Annotated in this window: 16 protein-coding genes and 1 pseudogene; 14 read left to right on the top strand and 3 right to left on the bottom strand. The window is 47.0% G+C overall.

The genetic code is table 11. The features are described from left to right. Nucleotides 1-131: 131 nt before the first annotated feature. Complete coding sequence (locus tag ASL11_RS04280; RefSeq protein ID WP_200962407.1) at nucleotides 132-1,229, bottom strand: glycosyltransferase family 2 protein; 1,098 nt, start codon at nucleotides 1,227-1,229, stop codon at nucleotides 132-134. 192 nt (nucleotides 1,230-1,421) lie between these two features. Here ASL11_RS04280 and ASL11_RS04275 point away from each other — a divergent pair, with 192 nt between their 5' ends. The 4 genes and pseudogenes from ASL11_RS04275 (at nucleotide 1,422) to ASL11_RS37965 (ending at nucleotide 7,323) form a co-directional block, all read left to right on the top strand. Further along, the gene (locus tag ASL11_RS04275; RefSeq protein WP_056610111.1) at nucleotides 1,422-2,123 is read left to right on the top strand and encodes a class I SAM-dependent methyltransferase; all 702 of its coding nucleotides are present in this window, start codon (nucleotides 1,422-1,424) and stop codon (nucleotides 2,121-2,123) included. Nucleotides 2,124-2,710: 587 nt separating this feature from the next. Continuing rightward, nucleotides 2,711-3,986, top strand: a pseudogene (locus tag ASL11_RS35610) (hypothetical protein); the annotation flags it as partial. Between the two features lies 1 nt (nucleotide 3,987). Continuing rightward, on the top strand, nucleotides 3,988-5,313 hold a 1,326-nt coding region (locus ASL11_RS35345; RefSeq protein WP_082595247.1), incomplete at its 5' end, for an exosporium glycoprotein BclB-related protein. A gap of 309 nt (nucleotides 5,314-5,622) precedes the next feature. Then, nucleotides 5,623-7,323, top strand: coding sequence for an exosporium glycoprotein BclB-related protein (locus tag ASL11_RS37965; RefSeq protein ID WP_082595242.1), 1,701 nt, complete (start codon nucleotides 5,623-5,625; stop codon nucleotides 7,321-7,323). A gap of 120 nt (nucleotides 7,324-7,443) precedes the next feature. Here the strand turns inward: ASL11_RS37965 and ASL11_RS04250 are convergent, their stop codons facing one another. Next, nucleotides 7,444-9,171, bottom strand: a complete 1,728-nt coding sequence (locus tag ASL11_RS04250) for a sigma-54 interaction domain-containing protein (RefSeq protein WP_056610097.1) — start codon at nucleotides 9,169-9,171, stop codon at nucleotides 7,444-7,446. A 232-nt stretch (nucleotides 9,172-9,403) separates the two neighbouring features. Between ASL11_RS04250 and ASL11_RS04245 the strand changes: the two genes are divergently transcribed. After that, a complete protein-coding gene (locus tag ASL11_RS04245; RefSeq protein ID WP_056610094.1) occupies nucleotides 9,404-10,318 on the top strand; it encodes a proline dehydrogenase family protein in 915 nt (304 codons plus the stop codon). Between the two features lie 57 nt (nucleotides 10,319-10,375). Then, a complete protein-coding gene (pruA, locus tag ASL11_RS04240) occupies nucleotides 10,376-11,947 on the top strand; it encodes an L-glutamate gamma-semialdehyde dehydrogenase (RefSeq protein ID WP_056610081.1) in 1,572 nt (523 codons plus the stop codon). A gap of 270 nt (nucleotides 11,948-12,217) precedes the next feature. Here the strand turns inward: pruA and ASL11_RS04235 are convergent, their stop codons facing one another. Beyond that, a complete protein-coding gene (locus tag ASL11_RS04235; RefSeq protein WP_056610078.1) occupies nucleotides 12,218-13,327 on the bottom strand; it encodes a CotH kinase family protein in 1,110 nt (369 codons plus the stop codon). Between the two features lie 158 nt (nucleotides 13,328-13,485). Here ASL11_RS04235 and ASL11_RS37330 point away from each other — a divergent pair, with 158 nt between their 5' ends. The 8 genes from ASL11_RS37330 (at nucleotide 13,486) to ASL11_RS04195 (ending at nucleotide 22,680) form a co-directional block, all read left to right on the top strand. Then, nucleotides 13,486-14,541 (top strand): hypothetical protein, encoded by a 1,056-nt coding sequence (locus ASL11_RS37330; protein WP_327205084.1) that lies wholly within the window; start codon nucleotides 13,486-13,488, stop codon nucleotides 14,539-14,541. Between the two features lie 79 nt (nucleotides 14,542-14,620). After that, nucleotides 14,621-15,025: a hypothetical protein gene (locus tag ASL11_RS37325; RefSeq protein ID WP_157256817.1), complete on the top strand. Its 405-nt coding sequence runs from the start codon at nucleotides 14,621-14,623 to the stop codon at nucleotides 15,023-15,025. Between the two features lie 250 nt (nucleotides 15,026-15,275). Continuing rightward, a complete protein-coding gene (locus tag ASL11_RS04220; RefSeq protein ID WP_235550368.1) occupies nucleotides 15,276-16,364 on the top strand; it encodes a lactonase family protein in 1,089 nt (362 codons plus the stop codon). Next, nucleotides 16,361-16,675, top strand: a complete 315-nt coding sequence (locus ASL11_RS04215) for an MGMT family protein (RefSeq protein WP_056610182.1) — start codon at nucleotides 16,361-16,363, stop codon at nucleotides 16,673-16,675. Before ASL11_RS04220 ends, ASL11_RS04215 begins: the two co-directional genes overlap by 4 nt. A gap of 163 nt (nucleotides 16,676-16,838) precedes the next feature. Next, entirely contained in the window at nucleotides 16,839-17,483 is a 645-nt protein-coding gene (locus tag ASL11_RS04210) for a hypothetical protein (RefSeq protein ID WP_056610073.1), read from the top strand. Between the two features lie 302 nt (nucleotides 17,484-17,785). Continuing rightward, the gene (locus tag ASL11_RS04205) at nucleotides 17,786-19,537 is read left to right on the top strand and encodes a sensor histidine kinase (protein WP_063795470.1); all 1,752 of its coding nucleotides are present in this window, start codon (nucleotides 17,786-17,788) and stop codon (nucleotides 19,535-19,537) included. A gap of 1 nt (nucleotide 19,538) precedes the next feature. Next, nucleotides 19,539-21,146, top strand: coding sequence for a response regulator (locus ASL11_RS04200; protein WP_056610070.1), 1,608 nt, complete (start codon nucleotides 19,539-19,541; stop codon nucleotides 21,144-21,146). A 112-nt stretch (nucleotides 21,147-21,258) separates the two neighbouring features. Next, a complete protein-coding gene (locus ASL11_RS04195) occupies nucleotides 21,259-22,680 on the top strand; it encodes an ABC transporter substrate-binding protein (RefSeq protein WP_056610063.1) in 1,422 nt (473 codons plus the stop codon). The last annotated feature ends 82 nt before the right edge of the window (nucleotides 22,681-22,762 follow it).

Below are 22,762 nucleotides of genomic sequence, written 5' to 3'. Positions count from 1 at the left end.
ATTAAAAAAGATGACTCCTGATGAATTCAGAAGTCACCTTTTAGCGGCCTAATTAGGCCATGGGGTCTTTCTTTTAAAACGTCCACAATTAGGGTCACAGTTCAAATAGGGCGCAGCCGCTGTTTTCTTTCTCATTCTGCGTCTTGAGAGCTGTCCGAAATATGCAGAACGGACTCAAGGTACTTTTTATTATGCTGGATATTCCGATCTTTGGGTCTGTAGGTGCGGGCAATTTCATTGTGCTTATAAGCATTTGCGTGTTGCCCTAGATGGTCATAACAGACACAGAGTTGTAGATGTGGCAGCCAAGTTGAAAATTTAGGATTAGAGAATCCCAAATTGTGTGTCGGGACCTGCAGTTCTGAAGCTAATTTGTACCAAAACACAGCTGGTTCATATTGCTTCCGAGTTAGAAAATAATAGCCTAGACGACAACAGAACTCAGCACGCGGGCTGTCATATTGAAAGGATCGGAAAACGGACTGTAATTCCATTTCACTGTTGCCTAGCTGATTGTAACAATCCGCTAGATTACTGCAGGAGGAGATTTCATCCTCCACCCAGCCCTTTCCATTCGCCAAGAATTTATTGTAATAAATAATTGCTTTTGCATACTTGTTATGATCTTTTAATTCATTCGCGAAATAATATAAATCCCTTGGCGTGAACGTTTCTCCACGCAGTAGTCTATTCTGGAATATTTTGAGATTCCTGTCGCTCTTCGTATGGATTCGGCAATGTGTAACGGTAATGTCAGAGTCCATAATATTGCCGCTAACCTCTAAATATTCGTGGATCGCGCCTATCCATTTGAACTGATTCTCCCGTTTCACCAACCGATTTCGCTTAAATCTGAAAGTCGGGGTGCCAAATTCATCAAAGGCATAATTATAAAACATCGTGACCGAATCGACGGAAGGCTCCAGATCTGCTTTTAACTTTATAAGCTTGTTGCAATCTTCTTCTTTCAAAATATCATCCGCGTCCAGCCATAGAATGTAGTCTTTCGTGGCTCGCCGGAAAGCAAAGTTACGTGCTGCCGAGAAATCATCTATCCATTTAAAATCATAGATGTGATCCGTAAAGGAGTTTGCTATCGATTTCGTTTGGTCGGTAGAACCGGTATCTACTATGATGATCTCGTCAACCGCTTTCGCAACGGAAGATAAACAAGGTCGTAGTGTTTTCTCCTCATTTTTAACGATAAGACAAAGACTAATGGTAATCAACGTTTTCACTCGCTTTCTATACATGGAATAAAATCGAATCTGGTCTTTCTAAACTATTCATAGTTTCAATAAGAGGGCACGGCATATGAATAAAGGGTAAGCTCCTTATCATGAGATTCTTTTATATACAGGATGGTTACATCGAACCAAAATTCCTTTGACGGAATATGGTGATCAAAAAGGAGTTGCGGTATGGAACGGTTTTTTGAAAAAATAATAAAACCCATTCTAATCAAATACGAGGCTAAACACATTGTAGAAATTGGCGTTTTCCTAGGTGGTCGTACGACCATAAAATTGCTTGAGTTTTGTAAAATAATGAACGGTAAGCTAACAGTCATTGATCCTGCACCGGGATTTAATACTTATGCTTATGAAGCTGTTTTTTCAGAGGAATTAGTCTTTCATCAAAAGCACAGTCTGGAGGTATTATCAGAACTTCAAGCTGCTGATGTATTTCTCATCGACGGAGACCATAATTGGTACACCGTTTATCATGAATTAATGGCAATAGAGCAAATGGCAATTAGATCAGGTAAATTTCCGATTGTCATTCTTCATGATACGGAGTGGCCATATGGAAGACGTGATTCTTACTACTTTCCCGAAACGATACCTACCCAATATCGTAAATTGCATGCCCAAAAAGGGGTTAAAGCTGGCTCCAGTGAGCTTGTTGAAACAGGGGGGATTAATGAAACCCAGTTCAATGCGATGAATGAATATGGGGAAGAAAACGGTGTATTGACAGCAATAGAAGATTTCTTGAAGGTAACGACTTTCTCTCTAAGCTTCCATCGCGTTTACACGAATAATGGATTAGGAATTCTTGTTCCTAGCGACGAAAAGGTAGATACGGTGATGCAGTATATTACGGATACATCAGGTTTATAAAAGAAGAGGCTGCTCCCCATATATTTGGGCGCAGCCGCTTCTTTTTGCGGTACATATGACTTGAAGTCTATCAACTATTACATGTTCGATATGTGTTTAGAAGTGCGTTGGGAGGTTCTAGTTCGAACTTTAGCACCTAATTCAATCAAGTATTTACAAATAATGTTTTTTTCCATCATTTGTCCTCTCTCATTCGTCCATGCACTGAAAGTTTGTACACATATACTATACGAGGAAACTAGAGTAGTTTCATTTTAATTAAGGGAGGTTGGGCTTATTAAAAGAAACCGTATCTCGATTGCAGATTACTAGCATTAATATAATATGGAGGTGAAAGTACGTTGAGTAAACTTGCTCAGTTAATGAATTTAATTGGAATCGTAGGAATAATGAACATCAAAAAAATTGAAATCGAGTATTTTGACGAAGAAGAATACAAAATAAAGTTCGAAATAGGCGATGGCCCCATTCAAAGAATGTCCGAGCTTGAGGATTTTCTAGAAGACATTGATTGGATCCAGGTCGAGGAAATTGAGATTGAATTGTACAACGGTGGGGAAATTGAAATAGAATTTCCTTATGTAGGTGGTGTTACAGGAGCAACAGGAGCAACAGGCGCGACAGGAGCAGCAGGTGCAACTGGAGCTACGGGTGCTGCAGGTGCTACAGGAGCTACGGGTGCTGTAGGTGCAACTGGAGCTACGGGTGCTGCAGGTGCCGTAGGTGCTACAGGAGCAACAGGAGCAACAGGAGCAACAGGAGCGACAGGTGCTACAGGTGCGACAGGCGCTACAGGAGCAACGGGAGCTACTGGTGCTACAGGAGCTACAGGTGCGACAGGAGCAACAGGTGTGACAGGAGCTACAGGAGCTACGGGAGCTACAGGAGCGATAGGAGCTACAGGAGCTACAGGAGCAATAGGAGCAACCGGAGCAACGGGTCCAGCTGGTGGTCCACCGGGACCAACAGGAGCAACGGGATCAACAGGTGACACAGGAGCGACCGGAGCGACCGGAGCAACCGGAGCTACAGGAGCAACCGGAGCAACAGGAGCAACCGGAGCAACAGGAGTAACAGGAGCAACGGGAGCTACAGGAGCAACAGGCGCGACAGGAGCGACAGGAGCTACAGGAGCAACAGGTGTGACAGGAGCAACCGGAGCTACGGGAGCAACAGGAGCTACAGGAGCAACCGGAGCAACAGGAGCAATAGGAGCAACCGGAGCAACGGGTCCAGCTGGTGGTCCACCGGGACCAACAGGAGCAACAGGTGCAGATGGAGCAACAGGAGCAACCGGAGCAACGGGTGCAGATGGAGCAGTTGGTGCAACAGGAGCGACTGGTGCAACAGGTGCAACAGGTGAAGTTGGAGCAACCGGAGCAACAGGAGCAGTTGGTGAAGTTGGAGCAACCGGAGCAACGGGTGCAACAGGTGCAACAGGTGTAGTTGGAGCAACCGGAGCAACAGGAGCAGTTGGTGAAGTTGGAGCAACCGGAGCAACGGGTGCAACAGGTGTAGTTGGAGCAACCGGAGCAACGGGAGCAACMGGAGCAGTTGGAGAAGTTGGAGCAACCGGAGCAACGGGTGCAACAGGTGTAGTTGGAGCAACCGGAGCAACGGGAGCAACMGGAGCAGTTGGAGAAGTTGGAGCAACAGGAGCAACGGGTGCAACTGGTATAGTTGGAGCAACCGGAGCAACCGGGGCAACAGGAGCAGTTGGAGAAGTTGGAGCAACCGGAGCAACGGGAGCAACAGGTGTAGTTGGAGCAACAGGAGCAACCGGGGCAACAGGAGCAGTTGGAGAAGTTGGAGCAACCGGAGCAACGGGAGCAACAGGTGTAGTTGGAGCAACAGGAGCAACCGNGGAGCAACCGGAGCAACAGGAGCAGTTGGAGAAGTTGGAGCAACCGGAGCAACGGGAGCAACAGGTGTAGTTGGAGCAACMGGAGCAACCGGGGCAACAGGAGCAGTTGGAGAAGTTGGAGCAACCGGAGCAACGGGAGCAACAGGTGTAGTTGGAGCAACCGGAGCAACAGGAGCAGTTGGTGCAGTTGGTGCAACAGGTGCAACAGGAGCAACAGGTGTAGTTGGAGCAACCGGAGCAACAGGAGCAGTTGGTGCAGTTGGTGCAACAGGTGCAACCGGAGCAACAGGAGAAGTTGGAGCAGTTGGTGCAACAGGAGCAACGGGGGCAACAGGAGCAGTTGGAGAAGTTGGAGCAACCGGAGCAACGGGAGCAACAGGTGTCGTTGGAGCAGTTGGTGCAACAGGAGCAACGGGAGCAACCGGAGCAGTTGGAGAAGTTGGAGCAACGGGAGCAACGGGAGCAACAGGTGTCGTTGGAGCTGTTGGTGCAACCGGAGCAACGGGAGCAACAGGAGCAGTTGGAGAAGTTGGAGCAACCGGAGCAACCGGAGCAACGGGAGCAACAGGTGTCGTTGGAGCTGTTGGTGCAACAGGAGCAACGGGAGCAACGGGAGCAACCGGAGCAGTTGGTGACACAGGAGCGACCGGAGCGACGGGGCCAGCAGGTGGTCCACCAGGACCAACCGGAGCAACAGGAGCAACGGGAGCAACCGGAGCAACAGGAGAAGTTGGAGCAACCGGAGCAACTGGTGCAACGGGAGCAGCTGGAGCAACAGGAGCTACAGGTATACCCGGATCAGGCGCATATGTTCCATTTGCATCTGGTGGACCAATTACGATGACAACTGTTGCACTTGGATTAGCTGGAACAGCAGGACTTGTAGGATTTGGAAGTTCAGCTTCTAATGTTACCTTATTACCTGGTCCAGTTATCGATTTAACAGGTACTATTGTGGGTCCTCTTCTTGACTTTGCATTTTCTGTATCGAGACCTGTAATTATCACAGAAATTTCAGCGTTCTTCAGTGAGACTGCAGCATTAGCTATCGGTATAGGAACAACGATTACAGTAACTGCTCGATTATTTAGCGCAACGGCAACTAGCAATTCATTTACTCCAGTTCCAGGTGCTGTCGTAACATTATCACCAGGTCTTCCAACCCCAATATCCTTAGGTGATATTACTAGTGGTATTACTACAGGTTTATCGATTTCTGTTCCAGCACAAACACGTCTGTTAATGGTGTTTTCTGCTACTGCAGCAGGTGCTTCACTTCTAAATACTGTAGTTGGGTATGCAAGTGCTGGTATTACACTTAACTAATATTTTCAAAATACTATCCAATATTCAGTTGGAAAATTGCTCTATTCTGTCTGGTTTCATTGCCCTATGATGTTTGATGGGAATGAAATCTAGGAGATAGAGTCTTTTTTTTTGGGTAATTTGGTAGCGGGTGATATGTATTCATCCTCCTCGACGTAGTAGTTTTGACTCTTGCTTCTATTGAAGAAACATTTTTCCTATACATATAGTCATATGCATATTTTGGACTGGACAACCATCTATTGCCAAAAAGTACAGACAAACCTCTGGGATAATCCGTATGATGAAGCATCACAGGAGGTGTTGTAGTTGAGTCTCTTAGTTGGCAAAAAGAAAAGTACCACGACAGTGAAAAAACGTGTAATTATTAAAAAAAGTGGAGCGAAGCTCCATAAAGTAAGTGGATGCGGCTGCCATAAACGTAAGAAAAGAGTGAAGAAACACTGTCACAAAATTGTATTTAAGAAAATCAAGCGGAAATGCTGTAAAAAAGGCCCCAAAGGAGATCGCGGTCCACGCGGTTTTAGAGGTTTCAGAGGTTTCACTGGAGCAGCAGGAGCAGCAGGAGCGGCAGGAGCGGCTGGTGCAACAGGGGCAACTGGAGAAGCAGGAGCACACGGTGCAACTGGAGCAAATGGAGCAACAGGAGCAATCGGAGCAACAGGGCCAACAGGGCCAAAAGGGCCAAAAGGCAAAAAAGGCGACGATGGCGATAGAGGTAAAAGAGGCCATACAGGTCCAACAGGTCCTAAAGGGGATCATGGACATCATGGACACCATGGACCAACGGGACCGCATGGTGCAGCAGGAGCTACTGGAGCAACAGGACCATACGGAATTGGGGGCACTGGACCAACCGGGGCACCAGGAGCAGCGGGAGCAATGGGGCCAATGGGGCCAATGGGTCCAATGGGTCCAATGGGGCCAATGGGGCCGTTAGGTCCGATGGGTCCGATGGGTCCAACGGGTGTAGGAGCAGCGGGAGCAATGGGGCCAATGGGGCCAATGGGGCCGTTAGGTCCGATGGGTCCGATGGGTCCGATGGGTCCAACGGGTGTAGGAGCAGCGGGAGCAATGGGACCAATGGGGCCGTTAGGTCCGATGGGTCCAACGGGTGTAGGAGCAACGGGAGCAACGGGAGCAATAGGTCCGATGGGACCAACGGGTCCAGGGGTAGGAGAAACTGGAGCGACGGGAGCAACAGGTGCGCCAGGGACAGCTGGCGCAGTAGGAGCAACAGGAGCCACGGGAGCAGCCGGAGTTGCAGGAGCAGCAGGAGCCACGGGAGCAGCCGGAACAGTAGGAGCAACAGGAGCCACGGGAGCAGCCGGAGTTGCAGGAGCAACAGGAGCCACGGGAGCAGCCGGAACAGTAGGGGCAACAGGAGCCACGGGAGCAGCCGGAGCAGCAGGAACAGTAGGAGCAACAGGAGCCACGGGAGCAGCTGGAGCAGCAGGTGAAACGGGAGCAGTTGGAGCGACAGGAGCCACGGGAGCAGCCGGACCGGGATCCATTATTCCATTTGCATCAGGTATTCCAGTAGCATTAGCATCGGTTATAGGAGGTGTGCTCAACACTGGAGGCCTTATCGGCTTCGGAAGTTCAGTCGATAATGTTGTTGTTGGTGGAGCAACTATTAATCTCTCGGCAAGCGGTGGACTTCTCGACTTCGCATTCTCCTCACCTCGCGCCGGAACAGTCACATCTATATCTGCATTTTTCAGTGTTACGGCTGGCGTCACGGTGGCAAGCCCAGTCACGATCAGGGCAACCTTATATAGAGCAGCTGCAGGTAGTAATATCTTCTCGCCGACCTCTGCTGTATTACCGTTGACTCCAGCATTAACTGGTTTAATTAATATAGGTACGACTAGGAATGCAATACTTCCAGTTAATGTGGCAGTTGCAGCACAAGATCGCCTCTTAATGGTATTCTCCCTCGATACAGGCGGTCTAGATCTTCTGGAAACTGTAATAGGCTTTGCTAGTGCAGGTATTACGATTAACTAATGTTTAGATAATAGTTAGGTTATTAATAACAGAGCTCAAGGTAACTCCTATTCATTGCCCAGTCTATTACTAGGGATGAATGGTAGTTACTTGAGCTTTTTCTTATTACGCGAACTCTATTTATTCCAACTCGAATTCTTTCATTTTATTGTAAAGCGTTCCGCGAGAGATCCCAAGTAACTTTGCTGCCGCACTTTTGTTGCCCGCTGTTTTGGCTAAAGCTTCTTCGATTAACGTGATTTCATCCGTTTCTGCAGCTTTTTCCTTCAGTTGAAAACCGTATGCTTCTGCATCCTGAATCAGACTTGGCTGCTGCTCTTGCAAGGCAGGTGGTAAATGTTCAAGCGTGATCATCTCATCTTCATTTAAAATAATGCACCGCTCAATGATATTTTTCAATTCTTGAATGTTGCCAGGCCAATTGTATTGGGACAGCGCTAGAATTACCTCTGGCGACAGACCAGGTGCTGGTTTCTGGTAATGCATTGAAAATTGCTTCAAATACATATGAACCATCGCCGGGATATCTTCGTTTCGTTCACGCAAAGGTGGGATTCGGATAGAAACAACATTCAGCGCATAGTAAAGATCAGTTCTGAATTCATGGGAAGCAACCTTGCTAGCAAGATCCTGCGTAGTTGCAATAATAATGCGAGTTCTTACACTGATAGGTTGATTGCCGCCAGAACGGACAAGCATTTGCTTGGTGATGTATCGATAGAGTTTGGCTTGAAGCTCCAGAGACATTTTCTCAATTTCGTTAATAAATAGTGTACCCTCTTTGGCTAATTCTAATTTACCGGGTTGACCACTTTCGTTTCCACTGAATGCCCCACCTTGATAGCCGAACAATTCCGTTTCCAAAATGCCAGCAGGTACAATGCCGCAATGAACAGTTATAAAAGGCTGCTTCGAGCGCGAGCTCGATTGATGAATAATTTGGGCGAGTTGCTCTTTCCCAACGCCTGATTCTCCGATGAGCAGGACGGGGGTATCCGTAGCCGCGACTTTTTTGGCCCATTGAATAACTTTGCCGATGGCAGGCCCCTTTCCTTTGATAAGGGCAAAAGGGTCATCTTGCGACGCTTCATTCGGAAGCCCAACGGACTCGACTGTTGTTAATTGTTCGTTAAGTCGCACCAATTGAGTAATATCTTGTTCAGTTGCAATACCGCCAATTATCGTGCCTGCGGCATCTCTGATCGGTGATGCATTAATGAGTACATGTGTGTCAGGTCTTGGGCGGTGATATGTATTGCGAATGAGTCTGCCTTCATCTAACATTTTCAAAACCATTAAGGTTTCCACATCAAAATGTTCACCTATGCGCTTGCCAACGATGTCTTCACGCGGCAGCCCATAGAGCTCTTCTGCGACAGGGTTCCAACAAATCACGGCACCATCCCGATCAACAACGGTGACGGCGTCAGTCACAGTATCTGCGAGAGCAGCGAAGTAGGCGTACCACTTCTGCCCTTCATTCATCACATATGCGGCATATGCACCTAGGGGGACATAGCCTAGAATAGTGTCTTGTTCATTGGTGCAAAGAAAGGAGCGAGTTTCTCTGCGTATCAGCTGCTGAATGTGGTCTGGGTCGTGGAGCTCCTTCAATGAGCAATTTGGAACGTTAAAATAGTTCATATTTACAAGATGTGCAAGCATCGTCGATGCTTCAAAAGCTTTCAATAACTCTGCATCCTCTGGTGTAAATAATGCTGCGGCACCTTCTTGTTGGACGATTACGGCGGTTCCTTTTTGAATAATAGAAATGAGCTCCGTAAATGTCGTCTCTATTGGAAGTCTTTGAATCTGTGTGTGTAATGGAAAGTGTTCAGGAATGAACATGTTAACCCTCTTTTATCCGCCTTATTTGGTTTTAATTTACCATGAAAAGGTAGGTGATTCAACACAACTTGGCTCTATGATGAATATTGTACAGATATGACATGAATTAACGGTGTATTGTACAAGTTTGAAATTATTTTTAAACAAATAGTGTTCAAAATCGAAAATAAAGTGTATAATTTGATTATAAATTAAACACAAGTGTACAATTTCTTCTTGGAGGCAACCACAGATGGAACTCATGATGCGTAATATGTTTCAATCCCTAGGCAAAAGTCGCGCAGCCAATCGCTTAGCGAAGAAATATGGACTCCGATTTGGCGCAGCACGCTTTGTAGCTGGTGAGACGATTCAGCAATCGATCAATGCCGTGCGTGGTTTGAATCAAGATGGCCGCGTGGCGACGTTGGACCATTTGGGCGAGTTTGTTTTTAGCGAGGAAGAAGCGTTAGAATCGGCTGCGATGTGCATCCAAACCCTCGACGCGATTGCGGAGTCGGGCGTTCGCTCCAATTTATCCTTGAAGATGACTTCCTTAGGATTAGATATTAGCAGAGAACTTTGCGTAAGCAGCATGAAACGGATATTGGATCGTGCGCGGATGCATGGGAATTTTGTCCGTATCGATATGGAGGATTATGCGCATTGTCAGGTTTCGCTTGATATTTACCGCGAGCTTCGTCAAGAATACGACAATGTCGGGATCGTGATTCAGGCTTATCTGTTCCGCACTCTGAAGGATATTGATGATTTACATGAGCTTGGCGCGAATTTGCGATTGGTGAAGGGAGCTTATAAGGAGTCTCCTGAGGTTGCTTTTCCAGAGAAAAGTGCTGTCGATGAGAATTACAAAGTCATTATTCAGAAGCATCTGTTGAATGGACACTATACAGCTGTCGCTAGTCATGATGAGGTGATTATTAATTTCACGAAACAATTCGTGAGTGAGAATAACATCGGGAAAGATCAGTTCGAGTTCCAAATGCTTTATGGAATCTGTGAAGATTTGCAAAAGCAACTCGTGAAAGAAGGCTACCGTGTTCGTATTTACGTGCCATATGGCGTGGATTGGTTCGGTTATTTCATGAGAAGGTTAGCAGAGCGTCCAGCCAATGTCTGGTTTGTGCTTAAAAATATGTTCAAATAAAGTTTAAATACGATTAAACAAATAAATAGCTTTCTATCCGGAGAGGAGCCATTATACATGACTACATTATCAACGAAGGTAATTCCATACGCGAATGAACCGTTTACGAATTTTGCACTAGAGGACAATTTGAAGGCGATGCAAGATGCTATTGCGAAGGTGAAGGGCGAGCTTGGGCGCGAGTACCCGTTATATATTGGATCTGAGAAGGTCATGACGGAAGCGAAGATTACATCAATCAATCCAGGCAATGTGGATGAAGTGATCGGGTACGTGAGTAAGGCTGATCAGGCTTTGGCTGAAAAAGCAATGAACACCGCACTCGAAACGTTCGAGTCCTGGAAGAAGGTTCCCGCTAGAGAGCGCGCGGAATATTTATTCAAAGCGGCGGCACTTATGCGTGCTCGTAAGCATGAATTCTCAGCACTGATGATCCTTGAGTCTGGTAAAAACTACGTCGAAGCGGATGTCGATACCGCGGAAGCGATTGATTTCATCGAGTTCTATGCGCGTGAAATGATCCGTTTGAGCGGGATCAATGAGACACAGCCTTTGGTGCGTATTCCTGGTGAGAACAACCAGATTTCCTATATCCCGCTTGGTGTTGGCGTTGTGATTCCGCCGTGGAATTTCCCACTTGCAATTTGTGTAGGAATGACGGTTTCTGCTGTTGTTTCCGGGAATACGGTGTTGTTGAAGCCAGCATCTACGACACCTGTTATCGCACATAAATTTATCGCTTTGATGGAGGAAGTAGGTCTGCCAGCGGGGGTGATCAACTTCATTCCGGGCAGTGGTGCTGAGGTTGGCGACTATTTGACGACGCATCCGAAAACACGTTTTATCTCATTCACAGGTTCGAAAGAAATTGGCTTACGGATTAACCGTTTGGCTGCTGATGTGGCTCCAGGGCAGATTTGGATTAAGCGAGTCATCGCTGAAATGGGTGGAAAAGACGGCATCGTTGTCGACGAAACAGCGGATCTGGATGCAGCTGCTGCTGCGATTGTGGCTTCGGCATTTGGCTTCCAAGGGCAGAAATGTTCCGCGGGTTCCCGCGCAATCATTGTAGAATCGGTCTACGATGAAGTGGTTGAGAAGATTGTCGCATACACGAACAGACTACAAAGCGGACTGCCAGAGTTAAACTTCGCGGCAGGTCCGGTCATTGATAAAGCATCGTATGAGCGGGTTTTGGACTACATCGAGGTTGGCAAAAGCGAAGGCACGCTGCTAGTTGGCGGCGGCAAAGCGGAAGGCAATGGCTATTACATTCAGCCAACCGTGTTCGGTGATGTGAGTGGCAAGGCGCGCCTGATGCAGGAAGAGATCTTTGGGCCTGTGCTTGCGATTGCGAAAGCCGCGGATTGGCAGGAAGCGATTGCGATGTACAACGATACGGAGTTTGGGTTGACGGGATCTTACTTCTCCACGGATGAAGATCGCATCGCAGAAGCGTTAGAGACCGTTCATTGCGGTAACTTGTACATCAACCGCAAATGTACAGGAGCACTTGTTGGCGTACACCCCTTCGGCGGGTTCAACATGTCGGGTACCGACTCCAAGGCTGGCGGCTACGACTACTTGATGTTGCTGACGCAGGCGAAGTTGACTTCACGTAAGGTGTAGGAATTAATTGCCGGATGAATAGCAGGCGACAATATTTATAGGCGGCCCCACTTCAATGAAGTGGGGTTTTTATGTTTTAGCGCGCCTTGCAAGCTAGGCACAACTAAATTTATGAAATTTAAATCGAGGTAAGAGCGAGCCAAGTCGCTTCGTAGCTAACAGGCAACTGGTGGAGGGATCTTAAGGTTGAAGCCCACGCTCGTCCGATATGTGGACGATCTGGTTATCCTTCGAAGAACCAAATAGAAAACTTGAAGAGCTTTGCTTATCTTATTTTTTGGGGGCTTGAAATGACTCTATACTCTCCATCAAAAATGTCCTCCGATTCTCGATAAAAGAAAGAATGAATCCTCGCTCGCCTAAAAATATGCCATCGCCGACTTTTTTATTAGGATCGAGATGGATAAATGGATGAAGCAATTGCTGCAGTGAAATAATTTCAGGCTCCAGTGCCATCTCCGTAAAATGCTCGCGAAAAATGGCATGCAAAAGATTACAATATGATGAGCGAAACGAGGACACATCCAAGATACGCGCAGTGAGTGTATTAAACCCCTCTATCGGAAGATACGTATGCTTCAGTACGTGTCCGTTCACATTTCTTCCCCAGGTTGCGTCGTAATCCCACGGAATGATAGTAAACCGTTCTGTTTCTCTATTGCGGTATAAAGCGTAATTATGAATAAAACCGTCGAAGTTTTGAGTGCATACGGCTCCCGCTAACCACCGAAGATAACTATCGACATCCAACAGCTTTTCAATTTCGGCTTCAAATTGAGCGACTGGGGTAGTGTTGATTTTATAAATAAACGTGCGTAAATCGGCATCGTCTACAGCAGTTCCGCACTTTCTCATATACCCTTCTTCAAGGAAGTCTTTAACTTCAGAGGTTTTAGGATTAAGAAGCGAGAAATTGGCCTTCGAATTTATGGCATAATAAATCGGCCCGTCGGGCAATTCTCTTGTTTGTAAAAAACGATCATCTACAGATTCAAGCTTCAAATATATACCGACAAATTGTTCATTGATGTACAGCAGCACATGGTAGGTTTGAGGTGATAGGGTTCCGATACGGGTAAAAAAGTCAAAGGAAAGTTTGTTTCGTATGAGTGAGGGGTCTGCATATTCGGCATTAAGATGAAACTCTCGTTCACCCTTGTAAACCATTGGTGAAATGAACTTGACCTGGAACGATTTTTTTGGAAATTTACGGGTATGTGAGCCCCGATAGGCCAGCTTTATTTGATATTCATCTTGATTAAGGCGAAGGACTGCCGGGATCCATAGCTCTAAGTAGATGTTCTTGTTTAATTTTTCGAGCTGCTCGGGAATTGCAGTAATGTGAAAATGTGGGATAGAAAGATTATCAGTAGTGCTCATTCTGCCACCTCTTGTAAGTTGTATTTTACATAATATAGTATTAAGATTTCATGCAATATGTCACTCTAGTAGGGAAATGCTTGTTTTCTTTTCTAGCCCTCGCAATATATGTTCTAGCTCATAAACTAGTAGGACAAAGAAAAGAGGTGGTGGAATAATTGGAGCGATTAAATAAAGAGGAACTTAAACATGTTCTCGATTCGATTGAACCAGAGTTACAAATTTATATGAGTAATAATCCGAAAAAATCGAAATCAGATTGTTGTTGTACGACAACGTCCACGACAACGTCCACATCATCAAAGTGTTGTAAGAGAGGGCCTAGAGGGAAGAAGGGGCATAAAGGAAAGAGAGGAGCAACCGGAGCAACAGGAGTAGCAGGAGCAGCTGGAGCAACGGGAGCAGCAGGAGCAACAGGGGCAACCGGAGCAGCTGGAGCAACAGGTGTTGCAGGAGCAGCAGGAGCAACGGGAGCAGCTGGAGCAACGGGAGCAGCAGGAGCAACAGGGGCAATAGGAGTAACTGGAGCAACAGGTGTTGCAGGAGCAGCAGGAGCAACAGGTGTTGCAGGAGCAGCAGGAGCAACCGGAGTAACTGGACCGACTGGAGCAACTGGTGCAGCTGGAGCAACGGGAGCTACAGGAGTAACTGGAGCAGCAGGAGCAACGGGAGTAGCAGGAGCAGCAGGAGCAACAGGAGCAACCGGAGCAACAGGTGACACAGGAGCGACCGGAGCGACGGGGCCAGCAGGTGGACCACAGGGACCAACTGGAGCAACCGGACCAACCGGAGCAGCAGGAGCAACCGGAGCTGTTGGAGGAACCGGAGCAGCAGGAGCAACCGGAGCAACAGGAGCAGCAGGAGCGACTGGAGGAACCGGAGCAACTGGAGCAACGGGTGCAACCGGAGCAGCAGGAGCGACTGGAGGAACCGGAGCAGCAGGAGGAACCGGAGCAACTGGAGCAACTGGTGCAATAGGGGTAACTGGAGCGACTGGAGGAACAGGAGCAGTTGGAGCAACCGGAGTAACAGGAGTAGCCGGAGCAACCGGTGCAACTGGTGCAATAGGAGTAACTGGAGCGACTGGAGCGACTGGAGTAACAGGAGCAACTGGAGCAGCAGGAGCGACTGGAGGAACAGGAGCAACTGGTTGGAGCAACCGGAGCAACCGGAGCGACTGGAGCAAGAGGAGCAACCGGAGCGACACCGACTAATTTTACAAAAATTCTTAATTTTGGTGGAAATAATGCAGGATTTCAACGTTTAGCAGGGTCGCCTGGAGCGCTTTCCAATATGGTGCCTTATGTCGATGCTGCGAATGGAAGCGTAGTTGCTTTTTCTGGAGCAATAGCTGTAAACAACTTACCTGCTGGAGTGTATCTTTTCCAAGTATGTTTTGATGTTATTAATACTGCAGGGGCACCGTTAGCAGCTAACATCATATCTACAATTACTCTTACAACTACGGCTTCGCTTACTGGAACCATAGTCTTCTCAATTAGACCTACAGATGTAGGAGCTCAACCCGTGCGTCTTTCCAATGGTGCTGCCTATGCAGTCACACCAAATGCCACAGTAACATGGACTAGTAATATAGCTGGTAACCCTGTCATAAGAAATGATGCAATTTCAGTATACCTAAATATGAACGTTACACAAAATGCCGTTTACTCTGTGTATATTTCTTCTGCTGTTTAAATAGAGAAGGACTGTCCTAGGCGGTCTGGATCGGGTATTATCACTTATGGTCAACAACCTAAAAAAGGTTATCTGTGTAGATTACCTTGCGTTGTTGACCATGAGTGATTTTCATGTCAGAAAACATATGAATATTACTCTCCGGTCAATCTCATTTCTCCAACCCCACAGTAAATCCAATAGTTGCCCACAAGGGGCAGATTTGAGATAATGCTCATATTGAAATTAGATGAGAATGGGAGTGACATCTTTGGACAAGCAACAACAAACGAAACAAACTTTAGCCTTTATTGGATCTTACGCCGATGCGAAGAATCCGGGGGTTTATACGGCACAATTTGATGCAAAAACAGGTAGCTTAGCGCTTACCCATAACGTAACGGGTCTCCAAAATCCAACCTTTCTAGCTGTCGATGCTGCAAATTGGCGATTATACGTACTAGGTGAAGGTGTTGGTACGGAAGGTCAGAAATGTGGAGCAGCTAGTGCCTACACCATACAGTCAGAAACGGGTGAATTAACACTACTTAATCAAGAAAACACGCTGCCTGCGACAACATGCCACATCCAGCTAGACAACATGAATCAAGTTGTAATGGTTACGAGCTATCATGGTGGCATGGTTGGCTTATCTCCAATTTTAGCCAATGGCCAGCTTGGGACTTCCGCGGACATTCAACAGCATCATGGTGCGAGCCTACTTCCCGTACAGGATCGGCCGCGAGCGCATTCCGTTTTCGTTGATCGTGCAAATCGTTTCATAGGTGCATGTGATTTAGGCCTTGATAAAATTATCCTATACAAACTCGATCTCGCCGCTAAGCGTCTCATTCCACATGGCGAAGTGTCTGTCACGCCTGGTTCGGGGCCGCGCCATTTTGCCTTCCACCCGTCCTACAAGTACGGGTATGTGATTAATGAGCTCGGTTCCACGGTTACAGCATTCAGCTATGATGAGGAACAAGGTAAACTAACAGAAATCCAGACGATTCCAACCCTACCAGCCTCCTACGATGGCGAAAATGGGTGCGCAGACATCCACGTCTCACCTGACGGACGCTACCTTTATGGTTCCAATCGCGGACACGATAGCATCGTAGTTTATGCCATTGACAATCAAACAGGAAAGCTCTCCGTTGTGGAACATGCACCAACCCTAGGGAAGCACCCACGAAATTTTGGGATTTCGCCTGATGGACGTTTTGTCCTAGTCGCGAATAAAGATTCTGACAATATCGTTAGCTTTGCGCGCGATGAGACGACTGGGAAACTAGTCCCAACTGGCAGTGTACTTGAGATGTCTCAGCCTGTATGCATCAAGTTCCTACCGGTACAATGACACCTTTTACAGAGAGAGTTCTCGAAATCATTCGATCCATTCCCGAAGGAAGAGTGATGACGTATGGCCAAATTGCGCGGCAAGCCGGAAGTCCAAGAGCAGCTCGGCAAGTTGTGCGGATTCTGCATGCCATGAGCAAAAAGTTCCGTCTCCCCTGGCACAGAGTCCTCAATGTTCGTGGAGAAATCGCGATCCAAGATGATGAGGGTGCGCAGCTGCAGCGGTTTTTGCTAGTATCTGAGGGTATCCATGTTACGGACGAGTTGACAGTATCTCTTGCGGAATATCAAGTTCAATCGGAAGCAGAATGAAGTAGCATGATCTAGGCTTCGTCTAGTATACTTTAAAACAAATAATATGACATTGGTCGTGAAGCACACGCCGTTTTTATCATGGTAACTGAGGAATAGGTCCTTTCAGTTATAGTGATGAGAGCGGCGTTTTGTTTTGGGTCCACTTAAGGAGAGATGGCTAATGAAATTTGAACAAGCATTCGCAGCATTTATGGCACAACAAATTGCAGATGACACAAACCCCCGTAGAAGGGAACGATTAGAACGAGGTTTAGGCCATGCGGAGATGGAGTTTCTTCGGTCCATTTGGTATCCAAAGGTCGGCAACTTCAACGATCTGTATCCCCAATGGGAGGTTCGTGACTTCGCGAACGGCTATCGTTATTTGGATTTTGCCTATATGCCTAGAGATGTAAAAGCCGCAATTGAAATTCAAGGTTACAGTTCACATGCGCGAGATCTTGAAGTTTGGCGATTCAAAGATTTGTGCATCCGTCATGCACACCTCGCATTAGATGGGTGGTTAGTTCTCCCTCTTGCCTACCCTTCGATAGTTGAAGCACCGAAACAATGCCAACAGTTGATTCTTTCTCTTATTGGCAAGTTTATGGCCACCGATGTTCTACCGACACTCTCTTGGCTGGAAAGTGAAATCATTCGTTTCGCTCGCAGAACAATCCGTCCATTTACAGCTCCAGAACTATCTGTGCATCTCAAAGTAAGTAAAAGACACGCTAGAACTTTGTTGCATGTGTTATGTGATAAGCAACTTTTGGTTGTAGCGAGTGGTAATGAACGTGCACGCAGCTATCAACTCCACTTATAGCGTATGAGAGGGAACGTAGATTCACTATATGACGCATTAGCTGCTAAAAGTGATCCCAAGGGGAACGAGGAAGCCCTATTCTAGTGGAATATGGCCAAATCCAGACGAAAATGTAGAAATAGCGCACCCACGTTCCTCTCACGTCTGGAATCAACCCCCAAATGCACAATTAACGCACCCACGTTCCCTCCCCGAGAGAGGGGAGGGATGTCGGGGGCAGTCGCTCTCTCCACCACACAGGAAAATTCTATATCCTCCCTGAAAGCGTTTGCGATACAATGTGAGCATGGAGGTGTACGTTCATGAAAACCATGCTATACAAACTTACGCTGAAGAAGCGCATGTGGGTGTCGTTCGTTCTGCTGATTGCCATCTCGATCGCGGCGACAGGGGGACTGTCTTACTATATAAGTGCGCGCGTCATAGAGCGGAACACGTTCCAGCTCAGCCAGGATAATCTAAACACCTCTGCACGTGTGTTGGATGAGAAAGCAAAGCAGATTCTCGTGTCGGTGTTGAATATTATGATTTCGCAGCCATTTGTCCAGATGTCGAAGGATTCTGCCGCTGGCAAGAAAGATGGCTACTACGGTCACATGACAGCGATGAACTCGGCGTTCACGCAAGCGAAGCTGGCAGAGCCGTCGATCGAATCGATTTTTATTGCGACGCCGATTGGAGAATTCTATTCTGCCAGTTACTATCGGAATCAAGGCTACTCTTTCTATGATTCGCCGCTGTACGAGAAGGCGCAACTAACCAAAGAGCCATTCTGGGTCGAAGGGCATGAAGATCTTCTTTTTCAAGGGAAAGATCGCGTTATTTCGTTAGTTATGAAATCGATCAGTGATAGTCCAAACATGTATTTTGTTGTGAATTTGAACGAGAAGGCGATCCAAGGCATACTGTCCGACCGGCACACCGAGAAGGAAGATCAGAATTTGTTCCTTGTGAATCGGAATGCTGCAAGCGTGCTATTGAATCAGCCGAATTTACCCAAGAGCTATGACAAATATTTCCTTGAGAAACATATTGGGACGAGCTTGAGGGGCCATTTCGAGGTTGGGATTACGGAGCAATACGACCTAATTAACTATGCGACCCTGCAATTCAATCCGGACTGGCTGCTGCTCAGCGTCCAATCGAGATCTGATCTGCTCAAGGATTTGAGCTGGATTCAATGGGCGACCGGCATCATTATGCTCGTCTGCATCATTATGGCGGTACTGGTGTCGAATGTGCTTTCGGCGATTTTGCTGAAGCCGCTGTATCATCTGCAAATGCTGATGAGTAAGGTAGGACGCAATGATCTGTCAGTTCGATTCCAGAGCCATTATCAAGATGAGGTCAGTCAGGTTGGTCATAAATTTAACAGCATGCTGCTGGAAATCAATGAACTCATCGACGAAGTGAAGGACGCTGAACGAGAGAAACGAAAGTCCGAAGCCAAGGCGTTGCAGGCACAGATTTCACCGCATTTTTTATATAACACACTTAATACGATCATTTGGAAAATGGAAACGGGCGAATTGGATAACTCCAAGTCGATGGTCATCGCCTTATCACAGCTCTTTCAATTAGGCCTCAATCATGGCGAAGAATGGACGACGGTGGAGAAAGAACTACTTCATGTGCGGCAGTATTTGACGATACAACAGCTTTGCTATGAGGAGCTTTTTGACTTTGAAATTGTGGTAAGCAGTGATACCAGCCAAACACTTCCCATTATGAAAATCATGCTCCAACCCTTGGTTGAGAATAGTTTACTTCACGGGTTTGAGCATATGGAATCTGGCGGCAAGATTCGTATTGAACTTACATCCGATCATCTACAAATGCATATTGTTGTTGAAGATAACGGTTCCGGCATGGATGCAGATAAGCTGCAACTGAGCCTGAATCATCCTAACACAGAGAAGAAAGGCTATGCGCTGCGGAATGTCTTCAACCGCTTGCAGCTGTACTATGGTGGCGAGGCAACGATGGTTCTCACGAGTGAGCCTTTTGAAGCGACAAAGGTGTATATAACGATTCCGATCAAGGGGGAAGTCTAACATGAGTAGGTCTGATATAACACTTTGTGTCATTGATGATATAAGAAGTGTCGTTCGAGGGATCGCTGATTTGATCCAAATCGACACACATGGTGTGCAGGTAGTAGGGACAGCAGGCAATGGAGAGGACGGCTTGCAGATGGTCTTAGAGCTCAGGCCAGATATCGTCTTAACGGATATTCGAATGCCGCGAATGGATGGTTTGGAGATGACGAAGGCAATCACAGCGGTGATGCCCAATTGCAAAGTAATCCTGCTCAGCGGCTATACCGATTTCGAATATGCGCAGCAGGCGCTTCGTTTAGGTGCGTTCGATTTTATAGCGAAGCCGTTCTTGAAAACAGCGATTGAAGCGGTTGTGCAGAAAGCGAAAGAGCAAATTGAGCTGGATCGTGTCCATTTTGCCAAACAAAGCGAAATGGAACGTCAAATTAAGGAAAGCATGCCGCTGCTGCGCCAAGAATATTTGCATCTGTTGCTGCGTTACAACGCCAATGAAGCGAGGCTGAAGGAACGTTGGGACTATTTGAAGCTCGATCTAAATCGGGAGCGCCTCGTCATTATGTGTATTGAAATCGATGGTTTTGCGAAGCAAGTGGATACCCATGGCATTCATGACGTTGAACTGGCTCGTTTCGCAGTCAAAAACATCCTCGAAGAAACACTCGCTTCTGCCACGAAATCCATTGTATTCCGGGAGCAATTGAGCGGCTTCATTTGTCTGCTGAATGTGCCAACTCACATGGATATCGTTACGCTGGCTGAACAGTGTCGCGAGCATATGCTGAACTACTCACGCTACACGATCTCTATCGGTGTCGGACTTGAGGCCAGAACGATTCACGAGCTGCCCCAATCTTATCAGCAGGCAACGGAAGCCTTGTCCCACAATTTCTATACAGGCGGGAATAGTGTTTTCTTCTATGAAGACATTCAGCATCATGCTGCTACACGTTCTAGACATAGTGCCGAGCAAGAAAAAGAATTGTTCAATTACTTACGTATGGGCAATAAAGAGAGAGCGCTGCCTCTTCTGCAGAGCATTGTACATAGCTATTCGGGGGTACAACCTAGCGATGTGATGAATGTGTGCTATGAGCTAGGGCTGCTTATGTATCGCATTTTCGCTGAGAAGATTACGATGCCAAGTGGGATGGATGAGCTGACAGCGAAGCTGGATCTTCTGAAAAAGGGAGAGCGCTTGACGCTGCGCGAGTTAAATGAATTGCTCAATCAATTGGTTTCAGCAGGTTGCGACGCTTTGCACAAGCAGCGTGAGCTGGAAGCGGATTCGGTCATCGCCCAGGCGATTCAGTATATGAGAGAGAATTTGGACAAGAATGTAACGGTCACTGATTTAGCGAAGCATGTGTATTTGAGCGGCAGTTATTTTGCGAATCTGTTCAAAAAGGTGACAGGGACGACGCTCATCAACTACATGAACGGACTGCGAATCGAGAAGGCGAAGGAGATGCTCCTTGAGGATAAGCAGGTGCAAGAAGTTGCGATTCATCTGGGTTACGAGGATCGATCCTACTTCACAGACGTGTTCAAGAGACATGTCGGGATGACACCGACGGAGTTCAAGCAAATCTATAAACCGTCCTAATACAATCATATTTTCCTAGTGAATAGTGGTTTTACCCTCCTCACAGCTAGAGTGAATTCGCTTACACTTTAGAAGTAAACACATGGGAAAAGAAAAGGGAGGCCAACCATTTATGCGTAAGAAACCGTTTCATCTCGCTGCATCCGCAGCTCTGCTAGTCACCTTATCTGCTTGCGGGAGCGGCCATACAGCGGATACATCTGCAAGCCCAGCAGCTACAGCTGCAGCAACAGCAGCGGCAAGTTCCGCAGCGCCAGCAGCAGCCACCGGCCCCAAAACAAAGCTAACTTACTGGACGAACGACCGTGGTGCATCGGATCATATCAAAGCGGAGATCGCGAAGTATAATGCCGAGAATAAGGACAATATCGAAGTCGAAGTCACGATTATGGCTGACAACTATGAGCAATCTTTAGATGTCGCTTTCGCTAGTAATCAAGCACCGGACATTATCAAGACATCAGGCTCTAATTTTGCCCCGTTCATCAAGAAAGGCTACCTAGAACCATTAGACACCTACATGACCCCTGAATTCAAAACCCGTTTCAAGAACCTCATCATCGACGACGGGAACCGTGTGGAGAATAAAATTTACTCTTTGCCGAACTATGGTATCACTTGGCGCCTTATCTATAACGTCGATCTTTTCCAAAAAGCGGGTATTACTGCACCGCCGAAAACGATCAATGAAATGGTCGAGACAGCCAAGAAGCTTACCGTTGCTGGGAAGGATATTGGTGCGTATGGCTTCGCAGGTAACTTCAAAAATAACGGCGGCTTTGGCCGTTCCGCTTCTCCGATTGTCGCGCTAAGTACAGGGATCTTGGATGGCTTTAACTTCAAAACAGGCAAGTTCGACTTTGCCAGTCAAATCCCAATGCTCGAGGCTCTGCGCAAAATGAAGCAGGATGGCAGTATGATTCCTGGCTTTGAATTACTTGATATCGACCCGCTCCGTGCACAATTTGCGGAAGGTAAAATCGGCATGTACATCAATCATGCGAGTGAGCCAGGTGTATACAAGAACCAATTTCCTGCCAAAATCAAATGGAGTGCGGCCCCGCTTCCTACGGTAGATGGCACAATCAATGGCGCTTCGCCATTCTCAAATGCGACGGTATGGCTCGCGATGAGTGCGAAATCGGCGAACAAAGCGAAGGCGTGGAAATTCATCGAAACGATGTACGGTCCGGAAGTGTTGAAAACATACCAAGAGGATAGTGTAGGGATCTCCGCTGTACCAGATGTGCTGGCTGTTGCGAAAAAACCAGGATTCGCCAATATGGACTTGTTCCTACCTAACAAATATGACGCCTTATTCCCAGTTGTCCCAGCAGTGACGCCAGAAGGTAAAAATTTGGGCGATGAAGCCTTGCGATACATCCTAGAGGGCGGCGATGTGAATAAAATAACGACAGATTTGTCAACACGCTATAACACCGCTCTAGATAAAGCGAGACAAACAGGTACGACCAAGAATCAACCCATGCCCGACTTTGATGCCAAAAATCTACAAGGCAGTCTAGTTAAATAAGATCACGCTAGGAGAGGAAGCTATCCGCCTGAAACCGTGTGTTTGAAGCGGGTAGCTCTTTTTCTCAAGTAGAAAGGAGCCT

Source organism: Paenibacillus sp. Soil750 (assembly GCF_001428045.1).
Taxonomy (GTDB): Bacteria; Bacillota; Bacilli; order Paenibacillales; family NBRC-103111; genus Paenibacillus_E; species Paenibacillus_E allorhizoplanae.
The sequence above is the reverse complement of the archived record's forward strand: the minus strand, read 5'-3'. Positions and strand labels throughout refer to the sequence as shown.